The organism is Pseudomonas sp. B21-019, assembly GCF_024749225.1.
Lineage (GTDB): Bacteria > Pseudomonadota > Gammaproteobacteria > Pseudomonadales > Pseudomonadaceae > Aquipseudomonas.
Genome location: NZ_CP087193.1, coordinates 2292841 through 2316200, shown reverse-complemented (window position 1 = coordinate 2316200; position 23360 = coordinate 2292841). Strand labels below are relative to the sequence as shown.

At 60.7% G+C, this 23360-nt stretch carries 19 protein-coding genes; 2 read left to right on the top strand and 17 right to left on the bottom strand.

What is annotated here, in order from left to right:
• Positions 1 to 60: 60 nt before the first annotated feature.
• The 14 genes from purF to leuC all read right to left on the bottom strand — a co-directional run bounded on the left by purF (position 61) and on the right by leuC (position 16573).
• Positions 61 to 1566, bottom strand: a complete 1506-nt coding sequence (gene purF / locus LOY36_RS10385) for an amidophosphoribosyltransferase (protein ID WP_007935163.1) — start codon at positions 1564 to 1566, stop codon at positions 61 to 63.
• A 41-nt stretch (positions 1567 to 1607) separates the two neighbouring features.
• Entirely contained in the window at positions 1608 to 2168 is a 561-nt protein-coding gene (locus LOY36_RS10380; RefSeq protein WP_018928089.1) for a CvpA family protein, read from the bottom strand.
• A gap of 98 nt (positions 2169 to 2266) precedes the next feature.
• Positions 2267 to 2929, bottom strand: coding sequence for an SPOR domain-containing protein (locus tag LOY36_RS10375; protein ID WP_258673290.1), 663 nt, complete (start codon positions 2927 to 2929; stop codon positions 2267 to 2269).
• Positions 2913 to 4220 (bottom strand): bifunctional tetrahydrofolate synthase/dihydrofolate synthase, encoded by a 1308-nt coding sequence (gene folC, locus LOY36_RS10370; RefSeq protein ID WP_258673287.1) that lies wholly within the window; start codon positions 4218 to 4220, stop codon positions 2913 to 2915. Before folC ends, LOY36_RS10375 begins: the two co-directional genes overlap by 17 nt.
• Positions 4217 to 5137, bottom strand: coding sequence for an acetyl-CoA carboxylase, carboxyltransferase subunit beta (accD, locus tag LOY36_RS10365; RefSeq protein ID WP_007935172.1), 921 nt, complete (start codon positions 5135 to 5137; stop codon positions 4217 to 4219). The genes folC and accD overlap by 4 nt, the downstream gene beginning before the upstream one ends.
• Positions 5138 to 5433: 296 nt before the next feature.
• Positions 5434 to 6057, bottom strand: coding sequence for a phosphoribosylanthranilate isomerase (locus tag LOY36_RS10360; RefSeq protein WP_258673285.1), 624 nt, complete (start codon positions 6055 to 6057; stop codon positions 5434 to 5436).
• A 63-nt stretch (positions 6058 to 6120) separates the two neighbouring features.
• Positions 6121 to 6945 carry a tRNA pseudouridine(38-40) synthase TruA gene (truA, locus tag LOY36_RS10355; RefSeq protein WP_253426823.1) on the bottom strand — a complete coding sequence of 275 codons (825 nt, stop codon included), beginning with the start codon at positions 6943 to 6945 and terminating at the stop codon, positions 6121 to 6123.
• Between the two features lie 196 nt (positions 6946 to 7141).
• On the bottom strand, positions 7142 to 9790 hold the full coding sequence (locus LOY36_RS10350) for a FimV/HubP family polar landmark protein (protein WP_258673283.1): 2649 nt from the start codon (positions 9788 to 9790) through the stop codon (positions 7142 to 7144).
• A 208-nt stretch (positions 9791 to 9998) separates the two neighbouring features.
• Positions 9999 to 11009: an aspartate-semialdehyde dehydrogenase gene (locus LOY36_RS10345; protein ID WP_258673281.1), complete on the bottom strand. Its 1011-nt coding sequence runs from the start codon at positions 11007 to 11009 to the stop codon at positions 9999 to 10001.
• A gap of 276 nt (positions 11010 to 11285) precedes the next feature.
• Positions 11286 to 12398 (bottom strand): aspartate-semialdehyde dehydrogenase, encoded by a 1113-nt coding sequence (asd, locus tag LOY36_RS10340; protein ID WP_007935182.1) that lies wholly within the window; start codon positions 12396 to 12398, stop codon positions 11286 to 11288.
• Positions 12399 to 12466: 68 nt separating this feature from the next.
• The gene (gene leuB / locus LOY36_RS10335; protein ID WP_007935187.1) at positions 12467 to 13549 is read right to left on the bottom strand and encodes a 3-isopropylmalate dehydrogenase; all 1083 of its coding nucleotides are present in this window, start codon (positions 13547 to 13549) and stop codon (positions 12467 to 12469) included.
• A 51-nt stretch (positions 13550 to 13600) separates the two neighbouring features.
• Positions 13601 to 14368, bottom strand: a complete 768-nt coding sequence (locus LOY36_RS10330; protein WP_019649333.1) for a class I SAM-dependent methyltransferase — start codon at positions 14366 to 14368, stop codon at positions 13601 to 13603.
• Between the two features lie 130 nt (positions 14369 to 14498).
• Positions 14499 to 15143 carry a 3-isopropylmalate dehydratase small subunit gene (gene leuD, locus LOY36_RS10325; protein ID WP_018928097.1) on the bottom strand — a complete coding sequence of 215 codons (645 nt, stop codon included), beginning with the start codon at positions 15141 to 15143 and terminating at the stop codon, positions 14499 to 14501.
• Positions 15144 to 15154: 11 nt separating this feature from the next.
• Complete coding sequence (gene leuC / locus LOY36_RS10320; RefSeq protein WP_258673278.1) at positions 15155 to 16573, bottom strand: 3-isopropylmalate dehydratase large subunit; 1419 nt, start codon at positions 16571 to 16573, stop codon at positions 15155 to 15157.
• 159 nt (positions 16574 to 16732) lie between these two features.
• Here leuC and LOY36_RS10315 point away from each other — a divergent pair, with 159 nt between their 5' ends.
• Positions 16733 to 17623, top strand: a complete 891-nt coding sequence (locus LOY36_RS10315; protein ID WP_019649335.1) for a LysR family transcriptional regulator — start codon at positions 16733 to 16735, stop codon at positions 17621 to 17623.
• Positions 17624 to 17706: 83 nt separating this feature from the next.
• Positions 17707 to 20985, top strand: coding sequence for a PAS domain S-box protein (locus LOY36_RS10310; RefSeq protein WP_258673276.1), 3279 nt, complete (start codon positions 17707 to 17709; stop codon positions 20983 to 20985).
• A 255-nt stretch (positions 20986 to 21240) separates the two neighbouring features.
• Here LOY36_RS10310 and LOY36_RS10305 read toward each other — a convergent pair whose 3' ends face one another.
• The 3 genes from LOY36_RS10305 to LOY36_RS10295 all read right to left on the bottom strand — a co-directional run bounded on the left by LOY36_RS10305 (position 21241) and on the right by LOY36_RS10295 (position 23312).
• Entirely contained in the window at positions 21241 to 21687 is a 447-nt protein-coding gene (locus LOY36_RS10305; RefSeq protein WP_258673274.1) for an Hsp20 family protein, read from the bottom strand.
• A 130-nt stretch (positions 21688 to 21817) separates the two neighbouring features.
• Positions 21818 to 22777: a tRNA-dihydrouridine synthase gene (locus LOY36_RS10300; protein WP_258673272.1), complete on the bottom strand. Its 960-nt coding sequence runs from the start codon at positions 22775 to 22777 to the stop codon at positions 21818 to 21820.
• A gap of 97 nt (positions 22778 to 22874) precedes the next feature.
• Positions 22875 to 23312, bottom strand: a complete 438-nt coding sequence (locus tag LOY36_RS10295) for a thioesterase family protein (RefSeq protein ID WP_258673270.1) — start codon at positions 23310 to 23312, stop codon at positions 22875 to 22877.
• Positions 23313 to 23360: the final 48 nt, after the last annotated feature.

Genomic DNA, 23360 nt, shown 5'->3' with positions numbered 1-23360 from the left:
TCCCTATTCTCGTAAATTAAAAGCCAGATACAAAACCGGCCCCTCAGGGCCGGTAGTTACTCAGTTGTTGTACAGATCAATGATCGCACTGACTGCCTGGGTCTTGACCTTGGAGGCATCGTTACGCGCCTGCTCGATCTTGTTCAGGTAAGCCTCGTCGACGTCGCCGGTGACGTACTGGCCGTCGAACACCGCGCAATCGAACTTGTCGATCTTGATCTTGCCGCCACCGACCGCTTCGATCAAGTCAGGCAGGTCTTGATAGATCAACCAGTCAGCACCGATCAGGTCGGCCACGTCCTGAGTCGAACGGTTGTGGGCGATCAGCTCGTGAGCGCTCGGCATGTCGATGCCGTAGACGTTCGGGTAACGCACGGCCGGGGCCGCCGAGCAGAAATAGACGTTTTTGGCGCCGGCTTCGCGAGCCATCTGGATGATCTGCTTGCAGGTGGTGCCGCGAACGATGGAGTCGTCCACCAGCATCACGTTCTTGCCGCGGAATTCCAGTTCGATGGCGTTGAGCTTCTGGCGTACGGATTTTTTCCGCGCAGCCTGACCCGGCATGATGAAGGTCCGACCGATGTAGCGGTTCTTCACGAAGCCTTCGCGGAACTTGACGCCCAAGTGGTTCGCCAGCTCCAGGGCCGCGGTGCGGCTGGTGTCCGGAATCGGGATGACCACGTCGATGTCGTGGTCCGGACGCTCGCGCAGGATTTTCTCGGCGAGCTTCTCACCCATGCGCAGACGGGCCTTGTAAACCGAAACGCCGTCGATGATCGAGTCCGGACGTGCCAGGTAGACGTGTTCGAAGATGCACGGGGTCAGCGACGGGTTGGTCGCGCACTGACGGGTGTGCAGCTTGCCGTCTTCAGTAATGTAGACCGCTTCGCCCGGTGCCAGGTCGCGAATCAGGGTGAAACCGAGCACGTCCAGCGAAACGCTTTCGGAGGCGATCATGTACTCGACGCCTTCATCGGTGTGACGCTGACCGAAAACGATTGGGCGGATGCCGTGCGGATCGCGGAAACCGACGATGCCATAACCGGTCACCATCGCCACGACCGCGTAACCACCGACGCAACGGTTGTGCACGTCGGTGACGGCCGCGAACACGTCTTCTTCAGTCGGCTGCAACTTGCCACGCTGGGCCAGCTCGTGTGCGAACACGTTGAGCAGCACTTCCGAATCGGAGTTGGTGTTGACGTGGCGCAGGTCAGATTCGTAAATCTCCTTGGCCAGTTGTTCAACGTTGGTCAGGTTACCGTTGTGCGCCAGGGTGATGCCGTACGGCGAGTTGACGTAAAACGGTTGAGCTTCGGCCGAGGTCGAGCTGCCCGCGGTCGGATAACGCACATGGCCAATGCCCATGTGGCCGACCAGGCGCTGCATGTGACGCTGATGGAACACGTCACGCACCAGGCCATTGTCCTTGCGCAGGAATAACCGGCCATCGTGGCTGGTCACGATACCGGCAGCGTCCTGGCCGCGGTGCTGGAGGACGGTTAGCGCGTCATACAGCGCCTGATTGACGTTCGACTTACCGACGATACCGACGATGCCACACATGCGACGCAACCCCTACTTAATGGATCTGAACTGAACACAACTCACTGAGGCGTTTTGGCCGTCGGCAAGAGGTGCTCCTTGAACGGAATATCAGCGGGTACGCTGATTCCGCTGGCAAGCCACTGACTGCTCCACCCGAGGATCAGGTTTTTGGACCAGTCTGCGACCAATAGAAATTTTGGCACGAGCTGCGACTCTTTCCACCACTCGTCCTGCTGTACCGGCCCCAGGCTCAACAGCCCGACCGCCACGACCACCAGCAACACGCCACGCGCCCCGCCGAAAGCCATGCCGAGGAATCGATCGGTCCCGGATAGCCCGGTGACGCGAACCAACTCGCCGATAAGATAATTGATCATTGCGCCTACGATTAAAGTGGCGACAAACATGATGGCACAGCCCGTGATAACACGAGCCGACGGCGTAGCAATGTATCCGCCCAGGTACTCGGACAATGAACCACCGAACATCCAGGCAACGACTCCTGCGATGATCCAGGTCAGCAGCGAGAGTGCTTCCTTGACGAAGCCGCGGCTCAGACTGATCAAAGCGGAGATGGCGATGATTGCAACGATCGCCCAGTCAACCCAGGTAAATGGCACAGTGCAGCCTACAGACAGATGAGGCGGCGCATTTTAGCAGAGCCCATGGCTGTCGGTAAGCTGAGATTATCAGTGCTTTTCAAATCGGGGCGATAGATTTAGCCGCGCTCAGGCTGGAAACGCACCACAAAACCCTTGAGGTTCTGCTGGCGACTCAATAAATCACGCAGACGATCGGCTTCCGCACGCTCGATCAGCGGCCCGACGAACACCCGATTTTTGCCATCGGAGGAACGGATATAGGCGTTATAGCCCTGGCTGCGCAGGGTTTTCTGCAGACTTTCAGCGCTCTCACGGCTCGCCAGGCTGGCCAGTTGCACCGACCAGCTGACCGACAGGCCATTGGCATCGACGCGACTTGGAGTAGCGATCGGCTTGGTCGGTGCAACCGCGATTGGCTGGGCAGGTGCAGGCACAGGCTTGGCAACTGGCGCTGCTGGCGGCGCGACTGGCTTGGCAGCCGGCGGCGCTGGCGCTACGGGAGCCGTTGGCGCAATCGGTGCCGACGGCGCTTGCTGCTCGGCAATTTCGTCGTCGCTTGGCACAGGCTCTTGCGGCAATGCCTGCGGTTCAGGCACCGCCACCGGCTCGATCTGCACTTGCGGCACTGCGGGGGCATGCGGCGCAGCAGGCGCGTCGACCCTTACCTGGCGCTGTTCGTCCTGACGGGAAAACAGCATCGGCAAGAAAATCACCGCCAGCGCCACCAGCACCAAGGCACCGACCATGCGCTGCTTGTACGCCTTATCCAGCAAAGCCATTTGCCGCTTCCTCCGTGGAGTGCCGGGCCAGCCACTCAAGGGCCTCGGCGACACAATAAAATGATCCGAATAACAGAATCTCGTCGTCGCTCGTCGCCTGCGCGCACTGCCCTTCCAGGGCAGCGGCCACGCTGTCATAGGACGTAACCGAGGCGCCAAGGTTCTGCAACGCCGCGTGCAACTGAGCTACCGGCCGTGCCCGCGGCGAATCCAGCGGCGCGACGGCCCAATGCTGGACACTAGCATTCAATTCATCGACAACACCATCCAGGTCCTTGTCCGCCAACAACCCGAACACCGCCAGACGCTTGCCGGCCGGCGGTCGACTGGCCAGACGCCGAGCCAGATATTCTGCCGCGTGAGGGTTGTGCCCCACGTCCAGCAGCAGATTCAGACGCTTGCCCTGCCAGTCGAACTGCCGACGATCAAGACGACCGACGATCCGCGTCGCTTTCAACGCTTCAATAATCTGCGCATCCACCCAAGGCAAACCGAGCAGAAGGTAAGCCTGCAACGCCAGTGCAGCGTTTTCCATCGGCAGATCGAGCAATGGCAGATCGTGCAATTCGACCGCACGCCCTTGGGCGTCAATGCCGCGCCATTGCCAGTTGTGATCGGTGATACCGAGGTCGAAATCGCGCCCACGCAGGAAAAACGGGCAATTGAGCTCGCGCGCCTTATCCAGCAGAGGTTGAGGAGGATTCAGATCGCCGCACAGTGCAGGCGCGCCCTGGCGAAAGATTCCGGCCTTTTCGAAGGCCACGGATTCGCGGGTATCACCCAGGTAATCCGCATGGTCGACACCAATGCTGGTGACGAGCGCTATATCGGCATCCACCACGTTGACTGTGTCCAGGCGCCCGCCCAGGCCGACTTCCAGCACCACTGCATCGAGACCGGCCTGTTGAAACAGCCAGAACGCCGCCAGGGTGCCCATTTCGAAGTAAGTCAGGGATGTTTCGCCGCGACCCGCCTCGACCGCGGCAAAGGCTTCGCACAGCTGCGCGTCAGTGGCTTCGACGCCATTGACCTGCACCCGCTCGTTGTAACGCAGCAGGTGCGGAGAATTGTAGACACCCACGTTCAGGCCCTGCGACCGCAGCAATGAAGCCACGAAGGCGCAGGTAGACCCTTTGCCGTTGGTGCCGGTGACCGTGATCACCCGAGGCGCCGGCTTGCCCAGCCCCATGCGGGACGCTACCTGTTGCGAACGCTCCAACCCCATGTCGATGGCCGAAGGATGCAACTGTTCAAGGTAGGCGAGCCACTCGCCAAGGGTGCGCTCGATCATAGGTTCGCAGGTACCGGTGGGACCACGATCGGCTCGACTGGAGCGGCGACGAATTTAGGTGTCGGCTTGCCGGTCAGTTGTGCCAGCAGGTTGCCCAGACGTGGACGCAGTTCCTGACGAGGGATGATCATGTCGATCGCGCCGTGCTCCAGCAGGAACTCGCTGCGCTGGAAGCCTTCCGGCAGTTTTTCACGAACGGTTTGCTCGATCACGCGCGGGCCGGCGAAACCGATCAGGGCTTTCGGTTCACCGACGATCACGTCGCCGAGCATTGCCAGACTGGCGGAAACACCACCGTAGACTGGGTCGGTCAGCACCGAGATGAACGGAATGCCTTCTTCGCGCAGACGTGCCAGCACCGCGGAGGTCTTGGCCATTTGCATCAGGGAGATCAGCGCTTCCTGCATCCGTGCACCGCCGGAAGCGGAGAAGCAGATCATCGGGCAACGGTTTTCCAGGGCGTAGTTGGCGGCGCGCACAAAGCGCTCACCGACGATGGCACCCATCGAGCCACCCATGAAGGAGAATTCGAAAGCCGACACCACGACCGGCATGCCCAGCAAGGTGCCGCTCATGGAGATCAGTGCGTCTTTTTCGCCGGTCTGCTTTTGCGCAGCGGTCAGGCGATCCTTGTACTTCTTGCCGTCACGGAATTTCAGACGGTCAACCGGCTCCAGGTCCGCGCCCAGTTCGGCACGACCTTCAGCGTCGAGGAAGATGTCGATGCGCGCACGTGCGCCGATACGCATGTGGTGGTTGCACTTGGGGCAAACGTCCAGGGTCTTTTCCAGCTCCGGACGATACAACACCGCCTCGCAAGACGGGCATTTGTGCCACAGACCTTCAGGCACCGAGCTCTTCTTGACCTCGGAACGCATGATCGAAGGGATCAGTTTGTCTACTAACCAGTTGCTCATGCTTTCTTTCTCCAGTACCGGCGGCCCGAACGCTCTGGTTCGCAGCCCCGCGTATGCCCTTGAGCTAAATTCATGTGTGTAGCGATGATCGATGGATTGCCGGGTCAGCGAGACGCGACCTGCGTACAACCCAAAAATTCTCAGCCATGCCTGCTTTGTGCAGGTGCACCTCTTTTGTACAGAGCAGTGGACGGCGGCAGTCTGCCAGCCGTCACATCAACGTAGGAGCTGTCGAGTGAAACGAGGCTGCGATCTTTAGGATCAAAAGATCGCAGCCTCGTTTCACTCGACAGCTCCTACGCAGCTCCTACAACCGCTTTGATGAATGCCTGAATCTTTGCGTGATCCTTGATGCCCTTGCTCGCCTCTACCCCTCCGCTGACGTCCACCGCGTAAGGCCTAACCCGGGCGATCGCCTCGGCGACGTTATCTGGCGTCAAGCCGCCCGCCAGGATGATCGGCTTGCTCAAGCCTTGCGGTATCAGTGACCAGTCGAAGGCTTCACCGGTTCCACCGGGAACACCTTCGACATAGGCGTCGAGCAAAATACCGCTGGCACTTGGGTATGCGTCACAAGCCGCCGCGATGTCATCACCGGCCTTGACCCGCAATGCCTTGATGTACGGCCGGTGCCAGCCTTCGCAATCAGCGGCGGTTTCGTCGCCATGGAACTGCAACAGGTCCAGTGGCACGGCGTCGAGGATTTCCCCCAACTCGCAACGACTGGCGTTGACGAACAAACCCACGGTGGTCACGAACGGCGGCAAGGCCTTGATGATCGCCCTCGCCTGCTGGAACGTCACGGCCCGCGGGCTTTTGGCGTAGAACACAAATCCGATGGCATCGGCCCCGGCCTCAACCGCCGCCAACGCATCCTCTATGCGGGTAATCCCACAAATCTTGCTGCGAACGGCCGACATGTCGATAGAACCTCAGGGCAATTGCGGGAAAGTCCCGGATGGTATCAAAAGCGTTCGAAGGCGTCAGCCGTCAAGTTCCGAGAAGCCGGTGAGGAAGTGCGGGCCGATGTAACGCTCGGGCAATTCGAACTCGTCGCGATACTCGACCTGCACCAGATACAGGCCAAACGGATGGGCCGTCACCCCGCCGGAACGACGAACGCGACTCTCCAGCACCTCTTTCATCCACTCCACGGGACGCTCGCCAGCACCGATGGTCATCAAGACGCCTGCGATGTTGCGCACCATGTGGTGCAGGAACGCGCTGGCACGGATATCCAGCACGATCATTTTGCCATGGCGGGTAACGCGCAGGTGATGCAGCTCCTTGATCGGCGACTTGGCCTGGCACTGGCCGGCGCGGAAAGCGCTGAAGTCGTGGGTGCCGACCAGGTACTGAGCGGCCTCGGACATGCGCTCGACGTCCAGCGGGCGGTGGTTCCAGGTGATTTCTTCGTTCAGGTGCGCCGGGCGGATCTGATCGTTGTAGATCACGTAGCGATAGCGCCGGGCGATGGCTTTGAACCGCGCATGGAAATGCGCCGGCATGACCTTGGCCCAGCTGACGCTGATGTCGTGCGGCAAGTTGATGTTGGCACCCATGACCCAGGCCTTCATCGAGCGCTCGACCTGGGTGTCGAAATGCACCACTTGGCCGCAAGCATGCACACCGGCGTCGGTGCGCCCGGCGCAATGCAGCGACACGGGTGAGTCGGCGACTTTGGACAAAGCCTTTTCAAGAAGCTCCTGCACCGTGTCCACACCGGAGGCCTGACGTTGCCAGCCGCGATAACGCGAACCTTTGTACTCAACGCCCAACGCGATCCGGAAAAAGCCGTCGGCCGCCATTTCGGCGGCCGGATTATCTATATTTGCCAAGGGGTGACAGCCTACTGATCTACGCAAAGGCAGGCATTATAAGGCCGCCGGACCGGGATGCCAGCGTAACTGTGACACGGCGTTGAATGTACCAACCCCATCGCATCCCCCAAACAAAAACGGCAGCCTTGACGGGCTGCCGTTTTGTTTACGCCTTACCGACGATTCACGCCAGACGCGAGAGCATTTCCTTGGCTTCGCTCTTCTGCCCCGCATCGCCCTCGGTCACCACCTCATTGAGGATGTCCCGAGCGCCGTCGTTGTCGCCCATGTCGATGTAGGCCTGGGCCAGGTCGAGTTTAGTGGCGACTTCGTCGGTGCCAGAGAGGAAATCGAGCTCATCGTCCGCAGAGGCAAAAGCGTCTTCTTCGGTGAAGCTCGGCTCGCCAAGGCTCTGGGACAAACGATCCAGCTCGGCATTGACGTCGTTGAGTTCGTTTTCAAAGGCGTCAGGCTTATCCGGGGTGGCGTCCATTTCATCGGCCAGCGACAGATCGAAGTCAGCCGGCAACTCCAGGTCGTCGAGCGGCGCCTCAGTCGCGACCGGCGCTTCAGTGACAGTCGGCACTTCAGCGGCAGGCAAGTCCTTGAGGTCGTCATCCAGACTCAGCAGGAAGTCGTCTTCAGCCAGGGTTTCTGGCGAAGCATCGCCACCCAGGTCCATGTCCAGGTCGAAGTCCGACAGATCGTCGAGGCTTTCCTTGATTTCAGTCTGTTGTTGCAACACCGACTCAAAGCTCAGGTCGTCGTCCAGCGGAAACTCGTCCAGCTCAGCCAGAGACTCTGGTTCTGGCTCAGGCTGTGGTTGCGGTGCTGGCTCGACTGCAACCGCAGGCGTGATCGGAGTAGCCGCTTCCAGATCGTCGAGACTCAGATCGAAAGCACTGTCAAAGTCAGCCAGTGCCGGTTCCGGGGCTTGCGGCTCGTCCAGCAGCAGCTCCTTGACGTACTGCGCGTCCAGCTCGGCGGCGACAGCCGCGGCGGCCAGACCACCCACCGCCGCAACCACCATGGCCGGGAAACGGCTTTTCAGCTGTTCGACCCGGGCGAAGTTGTCGCCGTTGGCCACCAGTTGACGCTCCTGAGCGACGAACGCATCGCGATCGCCCTGCTGACCGTAGACTTCCATCAGCTTCAGGCGCAGGTCGCTGCGTTGCGGCTCTTGCTTGATAGCGTCTTCCAGCAACGCGGCAGCCTGATTCAGGCGACCGGCCGCGATGTGCGACTGTGCCTGGGCCAAGACGTCGTCAGAGCGTTCGGCGGCAGGCGCAACCAACGGTGCAGCGATCGGTGGCGTCACCACAACCGGGGCAATCACTGGTGCAGGTGCAGGCGTTGGTGCGGTCGCGAGTTTCACGCTTGGCGGTGGAACTTCCAGACCTTCGAAGCTGCTTTCCGGCAGGTCGAGGTCGGCGGAGAACTCTTGCTCCTCAGCCAAGGCACGGGCCATGCGCAGATGTTTTTCTGCTTCTTGCTGAGCTTTGCGGCGACGAGCCAGCAACAGCAGCAAGAGCAGCAGAACCACCGCACCGCCACCCACCAGACCCAGCAGGATCGGGTTGGTCAGCAGTTCGTTGAATTTCTGCTCGTCGGACGCCACAGGCGTCGGCTCGACGACTGGCGCCGGAACGACTTCCGGTGCAGCAGCCTCTGGCGCAGGAGCCGCCGGAGCCGGGTCCGCAGGCGTTGCCGCAGGATTGGCCGCAAGTTCCGCCGACATCGCCGGAGCGGTCGTAGCCGCCGGTGCGCCCGCGCCGCCTTCGGCTTGCAGCTTGGCCAACTGATTATTCTTCAGTTCGATCAGGCGCTGCAGCTTGTCCAGCTGGCTTTGCAGGTCGTTCATGCGGCTTTTCAGTTCAGCGTTGTCACGGCGAGCCGTGTCGAGGCTTTCCTGGGTCACGGCCAGCTTGTTGCTCAAGGCTTTCGCGTCACCGGCAGCACCTTTGCCACGGCCCTTGCCGGTGTCGGCAGAGACCAGGCTCAGCTTGTCCGTGGCGACTTGCGACGAAGCGCCGTCACCGCGAGCACGCTTGGTGGCATCGAGTTGCTGCTGCCCGCTTCCGGGCTTCGCCACATAGCGACGACCGTGGCGCCATGCAGAGTTCTGCGCCGCGACTTCAGCGATGGCCTTGGGTTGCGGCAGGCTGGCGCTTTGCACCTGATCCGGCAGACGCAGCACCTGGCCGGTTTTCAGCCGATTGATGTTGCCGTCGATAAAGGCATCCGGGTTCAGCGCCTGGATGGCCAGCATGGTTTGCTGGATCGATCCACCGCTACGCGCCTTCGCGGCGATTTCCCATAGGGTATCGCGCGACGTGGTGGTGTATTGCGTCGATTTGGTCGCGCCGGTGACTGGCGCGGTCACCGCCTGGGCTGGCGCCGGTTGCGCGGCGGCATCGGCGGTTTGCGGCGAGAATTTGGACGGATCGAGCAGCACGCTGTAATCACGCAGCAAACGACCGCTTGGCCACATCACCTGAACCAGGAATTTCACCATCGGTTCGGACAACGGTTTGCTGGAGGTGATGCGCAGGATGCTTTTGCCGCTGGCGTTAAGCACCGGCGTGAAAGTCAGGTCGTTGAGGAACGCCTGACGGTCGACACCAGCCTTGGCGAAATCTTCGGGCGAGGCCAGGCTCGGCACCACTTCGGCAGCCGTGAGGTCCTTGACGTCGAGCAACTCGATTTCTGCTACCAGAGGCTGGTTCAGCGTCGATTTCAGGGTCAATTCCCCAAGCCCGAGGGCATGCGCCATACCGGAGGACAGCGCCGAGGCGGCCGCTATTGCTAACACCAGTTTGCGAACTTGAACCATAGCCTCATCCTTTGTTTGAACATTCCTCGGCCAGCGAGAAGGTGTTGATTGCCGCTGCCGTAAGGCGTTGCGCGCGACGGCGAAGGGTCGTCGCGCGCGATCGTTTCATTCATGCGACGAAAGCCCTGCGGGATGGCTCGCCTCAAGCATTCCAGCCAAACACAGTGTTCGGCTGGAACCACTAGAAAAAATTGTTGCCAAGTATCTTTTACAGCAGGTCTTTTATCAACAATTCAGCCACCTGCACAGCATTGAGCGCGGCGCCTTTGCGTACGTTATCTGACGTCAGCCACACGTTAAGTTCCGCCGGGTCGTCGATCCCGCTGCGAACCCGACCAACGTAAACCACGTCCTGCCCTACCGCATCGCCTACCGGAGTCGGGTAATCGCCCGCCTCGACCAGCTCGATACCGGGCGCCGCTTCCAGTGCCGCGTTGACTTTCGCCAGGTCGACAGCGCTCGATGACTGCAAGGTCACGCTATAGCTATCGCCAAAAAACACCGGGGCTTGAATGCAAGTGACGGAAATCTTTAATAAAGGCAGCGACAAGACCTGACGCAGCTCGCGCACCAGACGCTTTTCCAGCAGCGTATGACCCTGAGCATCGGGCGCACCGACTTGCGCCAACAGGTTAAAAGCCATCTGCCGATCGAAGAATGCCGGCTCCAGCGGACGCACGTTGAGCAGTTCGGCGGTTTGCCGGGCGAGCTCGCTGACGGCTTCGCGGCCCTGGGCGGATACCGCCAGGCACGCCGTCAGGCTGATGCGTTGCAGGTCGAGCAAGTCGAGCAGCGGCGCCAGCACCACCGCCAGCGCTGTCGCCGAAGGGCTTGGGCTACTGACCTGGAAGGGCTTTTTCAGGCCAGCCAGAACTGCAGCATTGGCCTCGGGCACCACTTGCGGCGCCTGATCGGCAGGCAACGCGCCGGACAGATCGATCAGCGAGCAACCGGCGGCCGTAGCACGCGGGGCGAAACTGAGGGTCACCGCCGGGCCGGCGGCGAAGAACACCAATTGGACTTTGCTGAAGTCGAACTCATCGACTTCGCGCACCCGCACGTTCTTGCCGCGAAACGGCACCGAGTGTCCGGCCGATTCACTGCTCGCCAGCAGGTGCAGATTGCCGACCGGAAAGTCGCGCTCTTCGAGAATCTGGACGAGTGTTTCGCCGACAGTACCGGTGGCGCCGATCACGGCAATATCGAAGGACTGGCTCATGGTTCTACCTCTGGCGAAACGGGGGGAGCGGCACTTTACCGGGTGGTTGGCGGTGAGGCAACGAATGGGGAAGCCTTGTAGCAGCTGCCGAAGGCTGCGTTCGAGGACGAAGTCCTCGTCATGGCGATCCCGATCATTCAGGCAAAGCGCGCACGAAGGGTTTACGACTGCTGCGCAGCCGGACGCAGGCTTCGCCAGCTGCTACAGAAGTTGGATGGCGCGCATAAAAAACCCGCACCTCTTTCAAGGCGCGGGTTCTTTCATTGCATCAATCGATCAACGCTCAAGCAGGATCCGCAGCATGCGACGCAGCGGCTCGGCCGCGCCCCACAGCAGTTGGTCGCCGACGGTGAAGGCTCCGACGAATTGCGAACCCATGTTCAGCTTGCGCAGACGACCGACCGGCACGTTCAGGGTGCCGGTGACTTTCGTCGGGCTCAGCTCCTGCATGCTGATTTCACGGTTGTTCGGCACCAGCTTGACCCAAGGGTTGTGCTGGCTGATCAGTCCTTCGATGTCGGCGATCGGCACGTCTTTGTTCAGCTTGATGGTCAGTGCCTGGCTGTGGCAACGCATGGCGCCGATGCGCACGCAGATGCCGTCCACCGGGATCGGGCTCTTGAAGCGACCGAGGATCTTGTTGGTCTCGGCCTGGGCCTTCCACTCTTCACGGCTCTGGCCGTTCGGCAGTTCCTTGTCGATCCACGGGATCAGGCTGCCGGCCAGCGGTACGCCGAAGTTTTCGGTCGGGTACGCGTCGCTGCGCATGGCTTCGGCAACACGGCGGTCGATGTCGAGGATCGCGCTGGCCGGATCGGCCAGTTGATCGGCGACAGCACCGTGGGTCACACCCATTTGCTTGATCAGCTCACGCATGTGCTGCGCGCCGCCACCGGAGGCCGCCTGATAGGTCATGGCGCTCATCCACTCCACCAGGCCGGCTTCGAACAAGCCGCCCAGGCCCATCAGCATCAGGCTGACGGTGCAGTTGCCGCCGATGTAGTTCTTGGTGCCCGCGTCGAGCTGCTGGTCGATGACCTTGCGGTTCACCGGGTCCAGCACGATCACCGCGTCATCCTGCATGCGCAGGCTGGAAGCGGCATCGATCCAGTAACCCTGCCAGCCGGCTTCGCGCAGCTTCGGGAACACTTCGCTGGTGTAGTCGCCACCCTGGCAGGTCAGAATCACGTCGAGGGTTTTCAGCTCTTCAATGCTGTAAGCGTCCTTGAGCGGAGCAATGTCCTTGCCCACGGACGGGCCTTGGCCACCGACATTGGAAGTGGTGAAAAACACCGGCTCGATAAGATCGAAATCCTGCTCTTCCAGCATCCGCTGCATGAGCACGGAACCGACCATGCCGCGCCAACCGATCAGACCTACACGTTTCATCGCAACTACACCTTCTTGAAAAGTGGGCCGCTGCTTTCAAGGTTGAAAATTGCAGCGGGCCAGAGAGATTACAGATTCCGCAGCGCGGCGACTACTGCGTCGCCCATTTCCTGCGTACCGACCTTGGTGCAACCAGCCGACCAGATGTCGCCCGTACGCAGGCCTTGATCCAAAACCAGGCTCACGGCCTTCTCGATGGCATCGGCCGCATCCTGCAGATTGAAGCTGTAACGCAGCATCATCGACACCGACAAAATGGTCGCCAACGGGTTGGCAATGCCCTTGCCAGCGATGTCTGGCGCCGAACCGTGGCACGGCTCGTACATGCCTTTGTTGTTGGCATCCAGCGACGCCGACGGCAGCATGCCGATGGAACCAGTGAGCATCGACGCTTCGTCGGAAAGAATATCGCCGAACAGGTTGTCGGTGACGATCACGTCGAACTGCTTCGGCGCACGCACCAGTTGCATGGCGGCGTTGTCGACGTACATGTGGCTCAGTTCGACGTCCGGGTAGTCCTTGGCCACTTGCTCGACGATTTCACGCCACAGCTGGCTGGAGGCCAGCACGTTGGCCTTGTCCACCGAGCACAGCTTCTTGCCGCGCACGCGCGCCATGTCGAAACCGACACGGGCGATACGGCGGATTTCAGTTTCGCTGTATGGCAGCGTGTCGTAGGCCTGACGCTCGCCGTTTTCCAACTCGCGCACGCCACGTGGCGCGCCGAAGTAGATACCGCCGGTCAGTTCACGGACGATCAGGATGTCCAGGCCGGCAACGATTTCCGCCTTCAGGCTGGAAGCCTCGGCCAGTTGCGGGTACAGGATCGCCGGACGCAGGTTGCCGAACAGGCCCAGTTGCGCACGGATTTTCAGCAGACCGCGCTCAGGGCGGATGTCACGCTCGATGGTGTCCCATTTCGGGCCGCCCACGGCGCCCAGCAGCACAGCATCGGCTGCGCGTGCACGGGCCAGGGTTTCGTCGGCCAGCGGCACGCCGTGCTTGTCGATGGCGGCGCCACCGATCACGTCATGGCTCAGTTCGAAGCCCAGGCTGTACTTGTCGTTCGCCAGCTCCAGCACCTTGACCGCTTCGGCCATGATTTCCGGGCCAATACCGTCGCCTGGGAGAATCAGAATCTGCTTGCTCATGCTTTCCTCATGTCATCAGTCGGCGCACTCGCGAGTGCGCCCGGAAAAATTCTATCGTTCAGCCATCAGCACCAGCACATCGGTGCTGAACGAACCATCGGCCTCAATCTCAAAATATTCGCGCACTTCGTTGCCCATCGATTGCTGCAACTCGAGGATCGCCGCGCGCATCACCTGCGGCGTGCGCATGCGCTCGACCCAGGAGGTGTACTCCAGGCGCAACCGTTGACGCGTGGTGCTGCGGGTATGCAACCCCGCTTCGCTGACCTGACGCAACCACTCGCCCGCAGAATAATCGCGCACGTGGCTGGTGTCGCGCAGCACTTCGACGCTTTGCAGGTAAGTGTCGAACAACGGGCTGCCCGGCGACAACACATCGATGAACGCCGCCACCCCGCCCGGCTTCAGCACCCGGCGAACTTCGCGCAGGGCCACGCCGAGGTCGCTCCAATGGTGCGCCGAATAGCGGCTGAAGACGAAATCGAACTCGCCATCGGCGAACGGCAGACGCTCGGCGGCGCCGTTGACCGTGGTCACATTGCTCAAACCCCGGTCGATCGCGGCGGCGGCGACCACATCGAGCATCTGCTGGGACAGGTCGTAAGCGACTACTTCCTTGACCAGCGAGGCCACATGAAAACTCACATGACCGGCGCCGCAACCCAGGTCCAGTACCCGGGCATCGCCCTGCCCCGCCAGTTCAGCCTGTAGCAGTGCGAACTCGGTGCCTTGAGCGTGTACGGCGCTGCTCAGGTAAGCAGAGGCCTGCTCACCGAATTGCTTTTGGACTACCTGACTGTGCTGGGCGTTGCTGGTCATCGGGACTTCCTTTTGGGTTGCTGGTTTTCAAGATCAAAAGATCGCAGCCTTCGGCAGCTCCTACATGGAATGGCATGCACCTGTAGGAGCTGCCGAAGGCTGCGATCTTTTCAACGGTCACCTCAAAACATCACGCGTCGCGAAACAACCACGGCTGGCTCGCGCGGTGCTTGGCTTCAAACGTGGCAATCGCCTCGTGATCCTGCAAAGTCAGGCCGATATCGTCCAGGCCATTGAGCAGGCAGTGCTTGCGGAAGGCATCGATCTCGAAACTCAGCACTTTGCCGTCCGGACGGGTCACGGTCTGGGCCTGCAGATCGATCTGCAACTGGTAGCCCGGGTTCGCTTCAACCTGCTTGAACAGCTCATCGACTTCAGCATCACTCAAGATGATCGGCAGCAAGCCGTTCTTGAAGCTGTTGTTGAAGAAGATGTCGGCGTAACTCGGCGCGATGATGCTGCGGAAACCGTACTCTTCCAGCGCCCACGGCGCGTGCTCGCGGCTGGAGCCGCAACCGAAGTTCTCGCGGGCCAGCAACACGCTGGCGCCTTGATAACGCTCGGCATTGAGGACGAAGTCCTTGTTCAGCGGGCGCTTGGAGTTGTCCTGATAGGGCTGGCCAACGTCCAGATAACGCCACTCATCGAACAGGTTCGGACCGAAACCGGTGCGTTTGATCGACTTCAAGAACTGCTTCGGGATGATCTGGTCGGTGTCGACGTTGGCACGATCCAAAGGCGCGACAAGACCAGTGTGCTGGGTAAAAGCTTTCATGCTGCGCTCCTTTAGATCAATTCACGGACGTCGACGAAACGACCGTTCACAGCGGCGGCGGCGGCCATGGCCGGGCTGACGAGGTGGGTACGACCACCGGCGCCCTGACGGCCTTCGAAGTTACGGTTGGAGGTCGATGCGCAATGCTCGCCCGATTCCAAACGGTCCGGGTTCATCGCCAGGCACATCGAGCAGCCAGGCTCACGCCATTCAAAACCGGCCTCGATAAAAATCTTGTCCAGACCTTCGGATTCGGCCTGAGCCTTCACCAGCCCCGAACCCGGCACCACGATGGCCTGCTTGATGGTCGAAGCCACTTTGCGGCCCTTGGCGATCACCGCGGCGGCGCGCAGGTCTTCGATCCGCGAGTTGGTGCAGGAACCGATGAATACGCGGTCCAGCTGAATGTCGGTGATCGCCTGATTGGCGGTCAAACCCATGTATTTCAAGGCGCGTTCGATGGAGTCACGCTTGACCAGGTCCATTTCCTTGGCCGGATCCGGTACGTTCTGATCCACGGCCAACACCATCTCAGGCGAGGTGCCCCAGCTGACTTGCGGCTTGATCTGAGAGGCATCGAGCTCGACGACGGTGTCGAACTTGGCATCGGCGTCGGAGACCAGGTCTTTCCAGGCTTCGACGGCCAAATCCCATTCCGCGCCCTTCGGAGCAAATGGACGGCCCTTGACGTAAGCCACGGTTTTTTCGTCGGCGGCCACCAGGCCAACACGGGCGCCGGCTTCGATGGACATGTTGCAGATGGTCATGCGGCCTTCAACGGACAAGTCGCGAATCGCGCTACCGGCGAATTCGATGGCGTGGCCATTACCGCCGGCGGTGCCGATCTTGCCGATCACGGCGAGGACGATGTCCTTGGCAGTCACGCCGAACGGCAATTTGCCCTCGACCAACACCAGCATGTTCTTCATTTTCTTGGCGACCAGGCACTGAGTGGCGAGCACGTGCTCGACCTCGGAGGTGCCGATACCGTGAGCCAGGGCACCGAATGCGCCGTGGGTCGAGGTGTGGGAGTCGCCGCAGACCACGGTCATGCCCGGCAAGGTGGCGCCCTGCTCCGGGCCGATGACGTGGACGATGCCTTGTCGGACGTCATTCATCTTGAATTCGACGATGCCGTATTCGTCACAGTTATCGTCGAGGGTCTGAACCTGCAAACGCGAGACCTGGTCGACGATCGCCTCGATGCCGCCCTTGCGCTCCGGGGTGGTCGGTACGTTGTGGTCCGGGGTCGCGATGTTGGCATCGATGCGCCAAGGCTTGCGCCCGGCCAGACGCAGGCCCTCGAAGGCTTGCGGCGAGGTCACTTCGTGGATGATGTGACGATCGATGTAGATCAGCGCAGAGCCATCGTCGCGCTGCTTGACCAAATGCGAATCCCAGAGCTTGTCGTAGAGCGTTTTGCCGGCCATCAGACGGTTTCCTCATCAGCTTGTTTCTATGCCCCGGATCTTGAGTAATTCAATAACCCCTTGGCTTGTGAGGTCGATCCTAGGGGGTTACATTAAATAACTCAAATTCATATTTTTTATGCTTTGCATAACCAACTGGAATGTCACTGAGACCTCATTATGGACCTCGCCAACCTCAACGCTTTTATCGCGATTGCCGAGACCGGAAGCTTCTCCGGCGCCGGCGAACGGCTGCACCTGACGCAACCGGCCATCAGCAAGCGCATCGCCGGGCTGGAGCAGCAATTGAAGGTGCGACTGTTCGATCGACTGGGCCGGGAAGTCGGCCTGACCGAAGCCGGCCGCGCCCTGCTGCCACGGGCCTATCAGATCCTCAATGTACTGGATGACACCCGCCGCGCCCTGACCAACCTGACCGGCGAAGTCACCGGCCGTCTGACATTGGCCACCAGCCATCACATCGGCCTGCACCGTTTGCCACCCTTATTAAGGGAGTTCACCCGACGTTACCCGCAGGTGGCGCTGGATATTCAGTTTCTCGACTCGGAAGTGGCTTACGAAGAAATCCTTCATGGCCGCGCTGAACTGGCGGTCATCACCCTTGCACCGGAACCTCACACATTGGTCAAGGCCACGCCCGTGTGGGACGACCCGCTGGATTTCGTGGCCGCCCCGGAGCATCCGCTGATCAGCAACGGCGCAGTCAGCCTGGCGGACATTGCCCTGCACCCCGCGGTTTTCCCCGGTGGCAACACCTTTACCCACCATATCGTGCAGCGCCTGTTCGAGGCCCAGGGCCTGACGCCGAACATCGCCATGAGCACGAACTATCTGGAAACCATCAAGATGATGGTCTCGATCGGCCTGGCCTGGAGCGTTTTGCCGCGCACCATGCTGGATGATCAAGTGGCGCGCATACCTTTGCCGGGCATACAACTCACTCGCCAGCTAGGCTATATCCTGCACACCGAACGGACGCTGTCGAACGCGGCAAAGGCCTTCATGGCTTTGCTGGATGCACAAATCGATCAGCCAGGGACTCGCGGCTAAGCTGTGCTTCTTCTTTTGTGCTACGCCTATAGAGCCCCAAAACCCTGTGCCTAACGCCCAACTCAGCCCAAGGCCTGTCATCCATGCCCAAATCTGTTGAACGTATGCCGCCAATGCCGCGAATTCAGGCAATTGACCCAAAACGGTCCGAGCAGAGCTGGGAAAGCGCCCCACAGTTGCTCGCGGCCCTCAACGGTGCCCGGCTGGGCGCCTGGTATTGGGACATCGAGCGCGGGCAGATAAGCTGGTCACGGGGCACTCAGGCGTTGTTCGGCTTCGATCCCCGACAACCGTTGCCCGAGGATCTGGAATACCTCGACCTGCTGCCCCAGGAGGATCGGGCGAAAGCCATCCGCGCCTTCAATGCAGTGATCGCCGGCGCTCCGCTGGAGCAGGCCATGCACCACCGCATCCGCTGGCCCGACGGCAGCCTGCACTGGCTGGAAATCAACGGCAGCCTGCTACCGGACAAAAACGGCCGGCCACGAATGATCGGGGTCATCCGTGAAATCACCCACCAGCGCCAGCGTGAACAAGCGCTGAGCAGCTCGGAAAAACGCTTCGCCACGCTGTTTCACCTGTGCCCGAACATGGTGCTGCTGACCCGTCAGGAAGACGGCCTGATCAGCGAAGCCAACCAGTATTTCGAAAGCCTGTTCGGCTGGCCGGTGCAAGATGCTATCGGCCGAACCACGCTGGAGCTTGGTCTTTGGGTCAACCCGGAGCAACGGGCGGAACTGGTCAAGGCCACCAAGGCCAAAGGTGAGCTGATCAACATGGAGGTGCAATTTCGCGCCAGCAATGGGCAGATTCACGACGGCATTCTCAGCGCGCAAAAAGTCGAGCTCGAAGGCCAGCCCTATCTGCTGAGCACATTCCTTGACACCACCGAACGCAAAATCGCCGAGCACGCCCTCAAAGACAGCCAGGAACGCCTCGACCTGGCCCTGGATTCAGCGCAACTCGGCACCTGGGACTGGCACATCCCCAGCGGCATGCTTTATGGCTCGGCGCGGGCCGCTCAGCTGCACGGGCTGGAGCCCAAACCCTTCCATGAGTCCTTCGATGCGTTTTTCGAAGGTGTACCCGGCGAAGAACGCGACACCATGCGCGACGCTTACCGCAGCTTACGTGAAGGCCCGGCCGGCAATTATCAACTGACCTACCGCGTGCAGCTGCCGGACGGCAGTTCGCGCTACCTGGAAAGCCGCGCCAGACTCTACCGCGATGATGACGGCAACCCGCTGCGCATGGCCGGCACATTGCTGGACATCACCGAGCAAGTAGAGCGCGAACAGCAACTGATAGCGTCGGAGGAGAAATTCGCCACGTTGTTCCAGGTCAGCCCCGACCCGATCTGCGTCACGCGCCAGGACACCGGCCACTTCATCGAGATCAACTCCAGCTTCACCCAGACGTTCGGCTGGAGCACCACCGACGTCATCGGTCGCAGCGCCGACGAAATCGGCCTGTGGGACGCCTCGGCGAAAAGCCTGCAAAGGATCGAGCGAGTCATCCGCGAACAGGGCCTGAACAATGTGGCGATCATCGTTCAACACAAGGACGGGCAATCCCTGACCTGCGTGATCTCCAGCCGCCAGATCAGCGTCGGCGACCAGCCGTGCATCGTCACCACCCTGCGCGACATCACCCAACAGCAACGCTCGGAAGCGGCGCTCAAGGCCAGCGAAGAGAAGTTCGCCAAGGCCTTCCACTCAAGCCCCGACGCCATCACCATTACCGAGCGCGACACTGGACGCTATCTGGAGGTTAACGATGGCTTCTGCCGCCTGACCGGCTACCGTGCCGATGAAGTGGTGGGCCGCACGGTGTATCAGGTCGGCATCTGGGCCGAGGAGAAACAACGCTCGGCGTTGTTGGCCGAACTACAGATCAAGGGCCGGGTTCACCACCTGGAAATGCTCGGGCGCAACAAGCGCGGCGAGTTGCTGACCGTCGAAGTCTCGGTGGAGCCGATCACCCTCAACGAAACCGCCTGCCTGCTGCTGACCGCCCGGGACGTCAGCCTGCTGAAAAATGCCGAAGCACAGATCCGTCACCTGGCCTACCACGACCCGTTGACCAATCTGCCGAACCGCGCGCTGCTGATGGACCGCCTGAGCCAGCAGATCGCCCTGCTCAAACGCCACAACCTGCGCGGCGCCCTGATGTTCCTCGATCTGGACCACTTCAAGCACATCAACGACTCCCTCGGCCACCCGGTGGGCGATACGGTGCTGAAAATCATCACCGCGCGCCTTGAAGCCAGCGTACGCATGGAAGACACCGTCGCACGCCTGGGCGGCGATGAATTCGTGGTGCTGCTCAGCGGCCTGGAAGGCTCGCGCAGCGACGTCAGCGCTCAAGTCCGGGAACTGGCGGACACCTTGCGCGAACTGCTGTCCGAACCGATGTTCCTCGACGGACAGCGCCTGCAAGTGACGCCGAGCATCGGCATCGCGCTGATCCCCGACCACGGCTCGACCCCGACCGACCTGCTCAAGCGCGCCGATATCGCCCTCTATCGCGCCAAGGACTCGGGCCGCAACACCACGCAGATGTATCACAACACCATGCAGAAGGCCGCCAGCGAACGCCTGCGCATGGAAACCGACCTGCGCCTGGCCCTTTCCCGGGGTGAATTCAGCGTGCAATACCAGCCTCAGGTGGACGCCCGCAACAACCGCATTACCGGCGCCGAAGCCCTGGTGCGCTGGCACCATCCGCAACTGGGCGCGCAATCGCCGACCGAGTTCATCAAGGTGCTGGAAGACAGCGGGCTGATTCTGGAAGTCGGCACGTGGATCCTCGACGAAGCCTGCGCGGCCTTCAAACGCCTGATCGCCAAAGGTCTGATCGACCCGCTCAATTTCAGCCTGTGCGTGAATATCAGCCCGCGACAATTCCGTCAGAACGACTTCGTCGAACGCATCGAGCACAGCCTCGGCAGCCACGACCTGCCCTGCTCGCTACTGAAACTGGAAATCACCGAAGGCATCGTCATCCAGAACCTGGACGACACCATCAGCAAAATGCGACGCCTGAAAAAACTCGGCGTGAGCTTTGCCATGGACGATTTCGGTACCGGATACTCCTCGCTGACCTACCTCAAGCGCCTGCCGGTCGACACCCTGAAAATCGACCAGTCGTTCATCCGCGACGCCACCACCGACCCCAACGACGCCGAAATCATTCGCGCCATCGTCGCCATGGCCCGCAGCCTGGAGCTGGAAGTGATTGCCGAAGGGGTCGAAACCCTGGAGCAGCTGGAGTTCTTGCAGGGGCTGGGCTGCCATTTGTATCAGGGGTATCTGCACAGCCGGCCGTTGCTGGTCGAGGAGTTTCAGAAACTGCTCAAATAAACCCGTAGCAGCTCCGCATTCGACTGTAGCAGCTGTCGAGCCTGTGAGGCTGCGTTCGGCTGCGAAGCAGTCGTAATCCAGTCAATACCATTTACCTGAAAGAACGCGGTGGCAGGTTTTGCGACTGCTACGCAGCCGAACGCAGCCTCGCGGGCTCGGCAGCTGCTACAAATAGGTGTAAATCTTATTCAGGACGGGATAACGGACAAAAAAAGGGCGCCAGTGGATGGCGCCCTTCTCATTTGCTCTGACCGATTAGTGTTGCAGAGCCGGTTTTTTCGTCCCGTTGATCGGGATGCGTTTGGCTTTCGCTTCTTCCGGGATCACACGCAGCAGGTCGATACTCAACAAACCGTTGCGCAGTTCGGCGGCCCTGATTTCGATGTGGTCCGCCAGACGGAACGACAGTTTGAAGGCGCGCTGTGCGATGCCTTGATACAGATAGGTGACATCTTCGTCCGTGTCACGTTTGCCGCCACTAATGGTCAACACACCTTTTTCCACTTGCAGGTCCAGGTCTTCTTCCTGGAAACCGGCGGCCGCTACGACGATACGGTATTGGTCATCCCCGTATTTTTCAACGTTGTAAGGTGGATAGGTGCTGCCTGGCTCATTGCGCAGGGCGGTTTCGAACAGGTCGTTGAAACGGTCGAAACCTACCGAGGAACGGAACAGTGGAGCCAAGGAAAATGAAGTACTCATGATTCAAATCTCCTGAACATGTTCAGCAAGTTTTTTTGTCTCCGCGACCCGAATTCGGCATCGCGTAATCCTTACATAAGGACCGCTGACTGCTTTTCAAGAGATTTTTTTCTGTTTTTTTCAAGCGGATTCAAGCTGCTTCAGCTACCTGCAAACCCAGTAAACGCGAGACCTGATCCAGCTCGGTTTCACGACGCAAGACGCTGAACAACTCTACCGCTTCGGGATAATTGCGGGTCAGCATCGCCAGCCATTGTTTCAGGCGACCCGGCGATTGGCGTGGCGTCATCTGGGCCTTGGCTTGCAGCCAGAAGTCCTGAATCAGCGGCAGCAGCTCGGCCCAGGTCATCTCGACGACCTCCTCGCCGGCCCGCGCTGCGGCGATTTGCCGGGCCAGGTCCGGACGCGACACCAGGCCACGACCGAGCATGATGTCTTCGACGCCGCTGATCTCGCGGCAACGATGCCAGTCCTCGACGCTCCAGATGTCACCGTTGGCGAACACTGGCACCTTGACCACGTCCTGGACCCGCGGGATCCACTCCCAGTGAGCTGGCGGCTTGTAGCCATCCGTTTTGGTCCGCGCGTGAACCACGATGTGCGCCGCGCCGCCTTCGGCCAGGGCTGTGGCGCAAACCAGCGAACCATCGGGACTGTCGAAGCCCAGGCGCATTTTGGCGGTCACTGGAATGTGTGCGGGCACCGCACGGCGGACATGTTCGACGATTTCGTTGAGCAGCTCAGGCTCTTTGAGGAGAACGGCGCCACCGCGCGACTTGTTGACGGTCTTGGCCGGACAGCCGAAGTTCAGGTCGATGACTTCGGAACCCAACTCGCAGGCCAGTGCAGCGTTTTCCGCCAGGCACACCGGATCGGAACCGAGCAGCTGCACCCGCAGCGGCACGCCGGAGGCGGTACGGGCGCCGGTCAGCAGTTCCGGGCCGAATTTGTGGTAATAGGCAGGCGTGAGCAGCTGATCGTTGATCCGAATGAACTCGGTTACACACCAATCGATACCGCCCACACGGGTCAGCACGTCCCGCAGGATGTTGTCGACCAACCCCTCCATGGGCGCCAAAGCAATTTGCATGAAAAACACACTCGACGAAAAACGTGCGGCAGTTTACTGGTTTCGGCGTGCAGAAGGTATTTCGTCAGACCGGGCGGTGGCAAATGTGCGGACTGTGTCAGCTTGGAACTTGCAACGCCGAGCCGTAGCCCTCGATGAATTCCGCCGGCATGCGCTTGGGCTTGCCAGTCGACAGTTCGATGCACACGAACGTGGTCTGCGCCCGCAGCAACGTCGAGTTGTCACTGGGGCGGATCAGCTGGAAGTGTCGGGTCATTTTCAGGCGCTGGTCCCAATCGACGATCCAGGTCGCCAGTTGCAGTTCATCGCCTTCGTAGGCCGCCGCCAGGTAATCGATCTCGTGCCGCACCACTGCCATTGCCCGATCCAGACGCCGATACTCGACCAGGTCCAGGCCCAGCCGCTGCGAGTGACGCCAGGCACAGCGCTCGAGCCAGGTCACGTACACCGCGTTGTTCGCGTGGCCCAGCCCGTCGATGTCTTCGGCGCCCACTTCCAGATCAATGATAAACGGCGTTGCCCGATCCCAGCCCATGCCCCACTCCCGGTCAGATTATTTCGACCGGGGCAGTGTAACGGAAGC

Coding starts and splice junctions, on each gene's coding strand:
- purF (WP_007935163.1), bottom strand. CDS start 1,566: ATGTGTGGCATCGTCGGTATCGTCGGTAAGTCGAACGTCAATCAGGCG.
- LOY36_RS10375 (WP_258673290.1), bottom strand. CDS start 2,929: ATGGCTTTGCTGGATAAGGCGTACAAGCAGCGCATGGTCGGTGCCTTG.
- folC (WP_258673287.1), bottom strand. CDS start 4,220: ATGATCGAGCGCACCCTTGGCGAGTGGCTCGCCTACCTTGAACAGTTG.
- accD (WP_007935172.1), bottom strand. CDS start 5,137: ATGAGCAACTGGTTAGTAGACAAACTGATCCCTTCGATCATGCGTTCC.
- LOY36_RS10360 (WP_258673285.1), bottom strand. CDS start 6,057: ATGTCGGCCGTTCGCAGCAAGATTTGTGGGATTACCCGCATAGAGGAT.
- truA (WP_253426823.1), bottom strand. CDS start 6,945: ATGGCGGCCGACGGCTTTTTCCGGATCGCGTTGGGCGTTGAGTACAAA.
- LOY36_RS10350 (WP_258673283.1), bottom strand. CDS start 9,790: ATGGTTCAAGTTCGCAAACTGGTGTTAGCAATAGCGGCCGCCTCGGCG.
- LOY36_RS10345 (WP_258673281.1), bottom strand. CDS start 11,009: ATGAGCCAGTCCTTCGATATTGCCGTGATCGGCGCCACCGGTACTGTC.
- asd (WP_007935182.1), bottom strand. CDS start 12,398: ATGAAACGTGTAGGTCTGATCGGTTGGCGCGGCATGGTCGGTTCCGTG.
- leuB (WP_007935187.1), bottom strand. CDS start 13,549: ATGAGCAAGCAGATTCTGATTCTCCCAGGCGACGGTATTGGCCCGGAA.
- LOY36_RS10330 (WP_019649333.1), bottom strand. CDS start 14,368: ATGACCAGCAACGCCCAGCACAGTCAGGTAGTCCAAAAGCAATTCGGT.
- leuD (WP_018928097.1), bottom strand. CDS start 15,143: ATGAAAGCTTTTACCCAGCACACTGGTCTTGTCGCGCCTTTGGATCGT.
- leuC (WP_258673278.1), bottom strand. CDS start 16,573: ATGGCCGGCAAAACGCTCTACGACAAGCTCTGGGATTCGCATTTGGTC.
- LOY36_RS10315 (WP_019649335.1), top strand. CDS start 16,733: ATGGACCTCGCCAACCTCAACGCTTTTATCGCGATTGCCGAGACCGGA.
- LOY36_RS10310 (WP_258673276.1), top strand. CDS start 17,707: ATGCCCAAATCTGTTGAACGTATGCCGCCAATGCCGCGAATTCAGGCA.
- LOY36_RS10305 (WP_258673274.1), bottom strand. CDS start 21,687: ATGAGTACTTCATTTTCCTTGGCTCCACTGTTCCGTTCCTCGGTAGGT.
- LOY36_RS10300 (WP_258673272.1), bottom strand. CDS start 22,777: ATGCAAATTGCTTTGGCGCCCATGGAGGGGTTGGTCGACAACATCCTG.
- LOY36_RS10295 (WP_258673270.1), bottom strand. CDS start 23,312: ATGGGCTGGGATCGGGCAACGCCGTTTATCATTGATCTGGAAGTGGGC.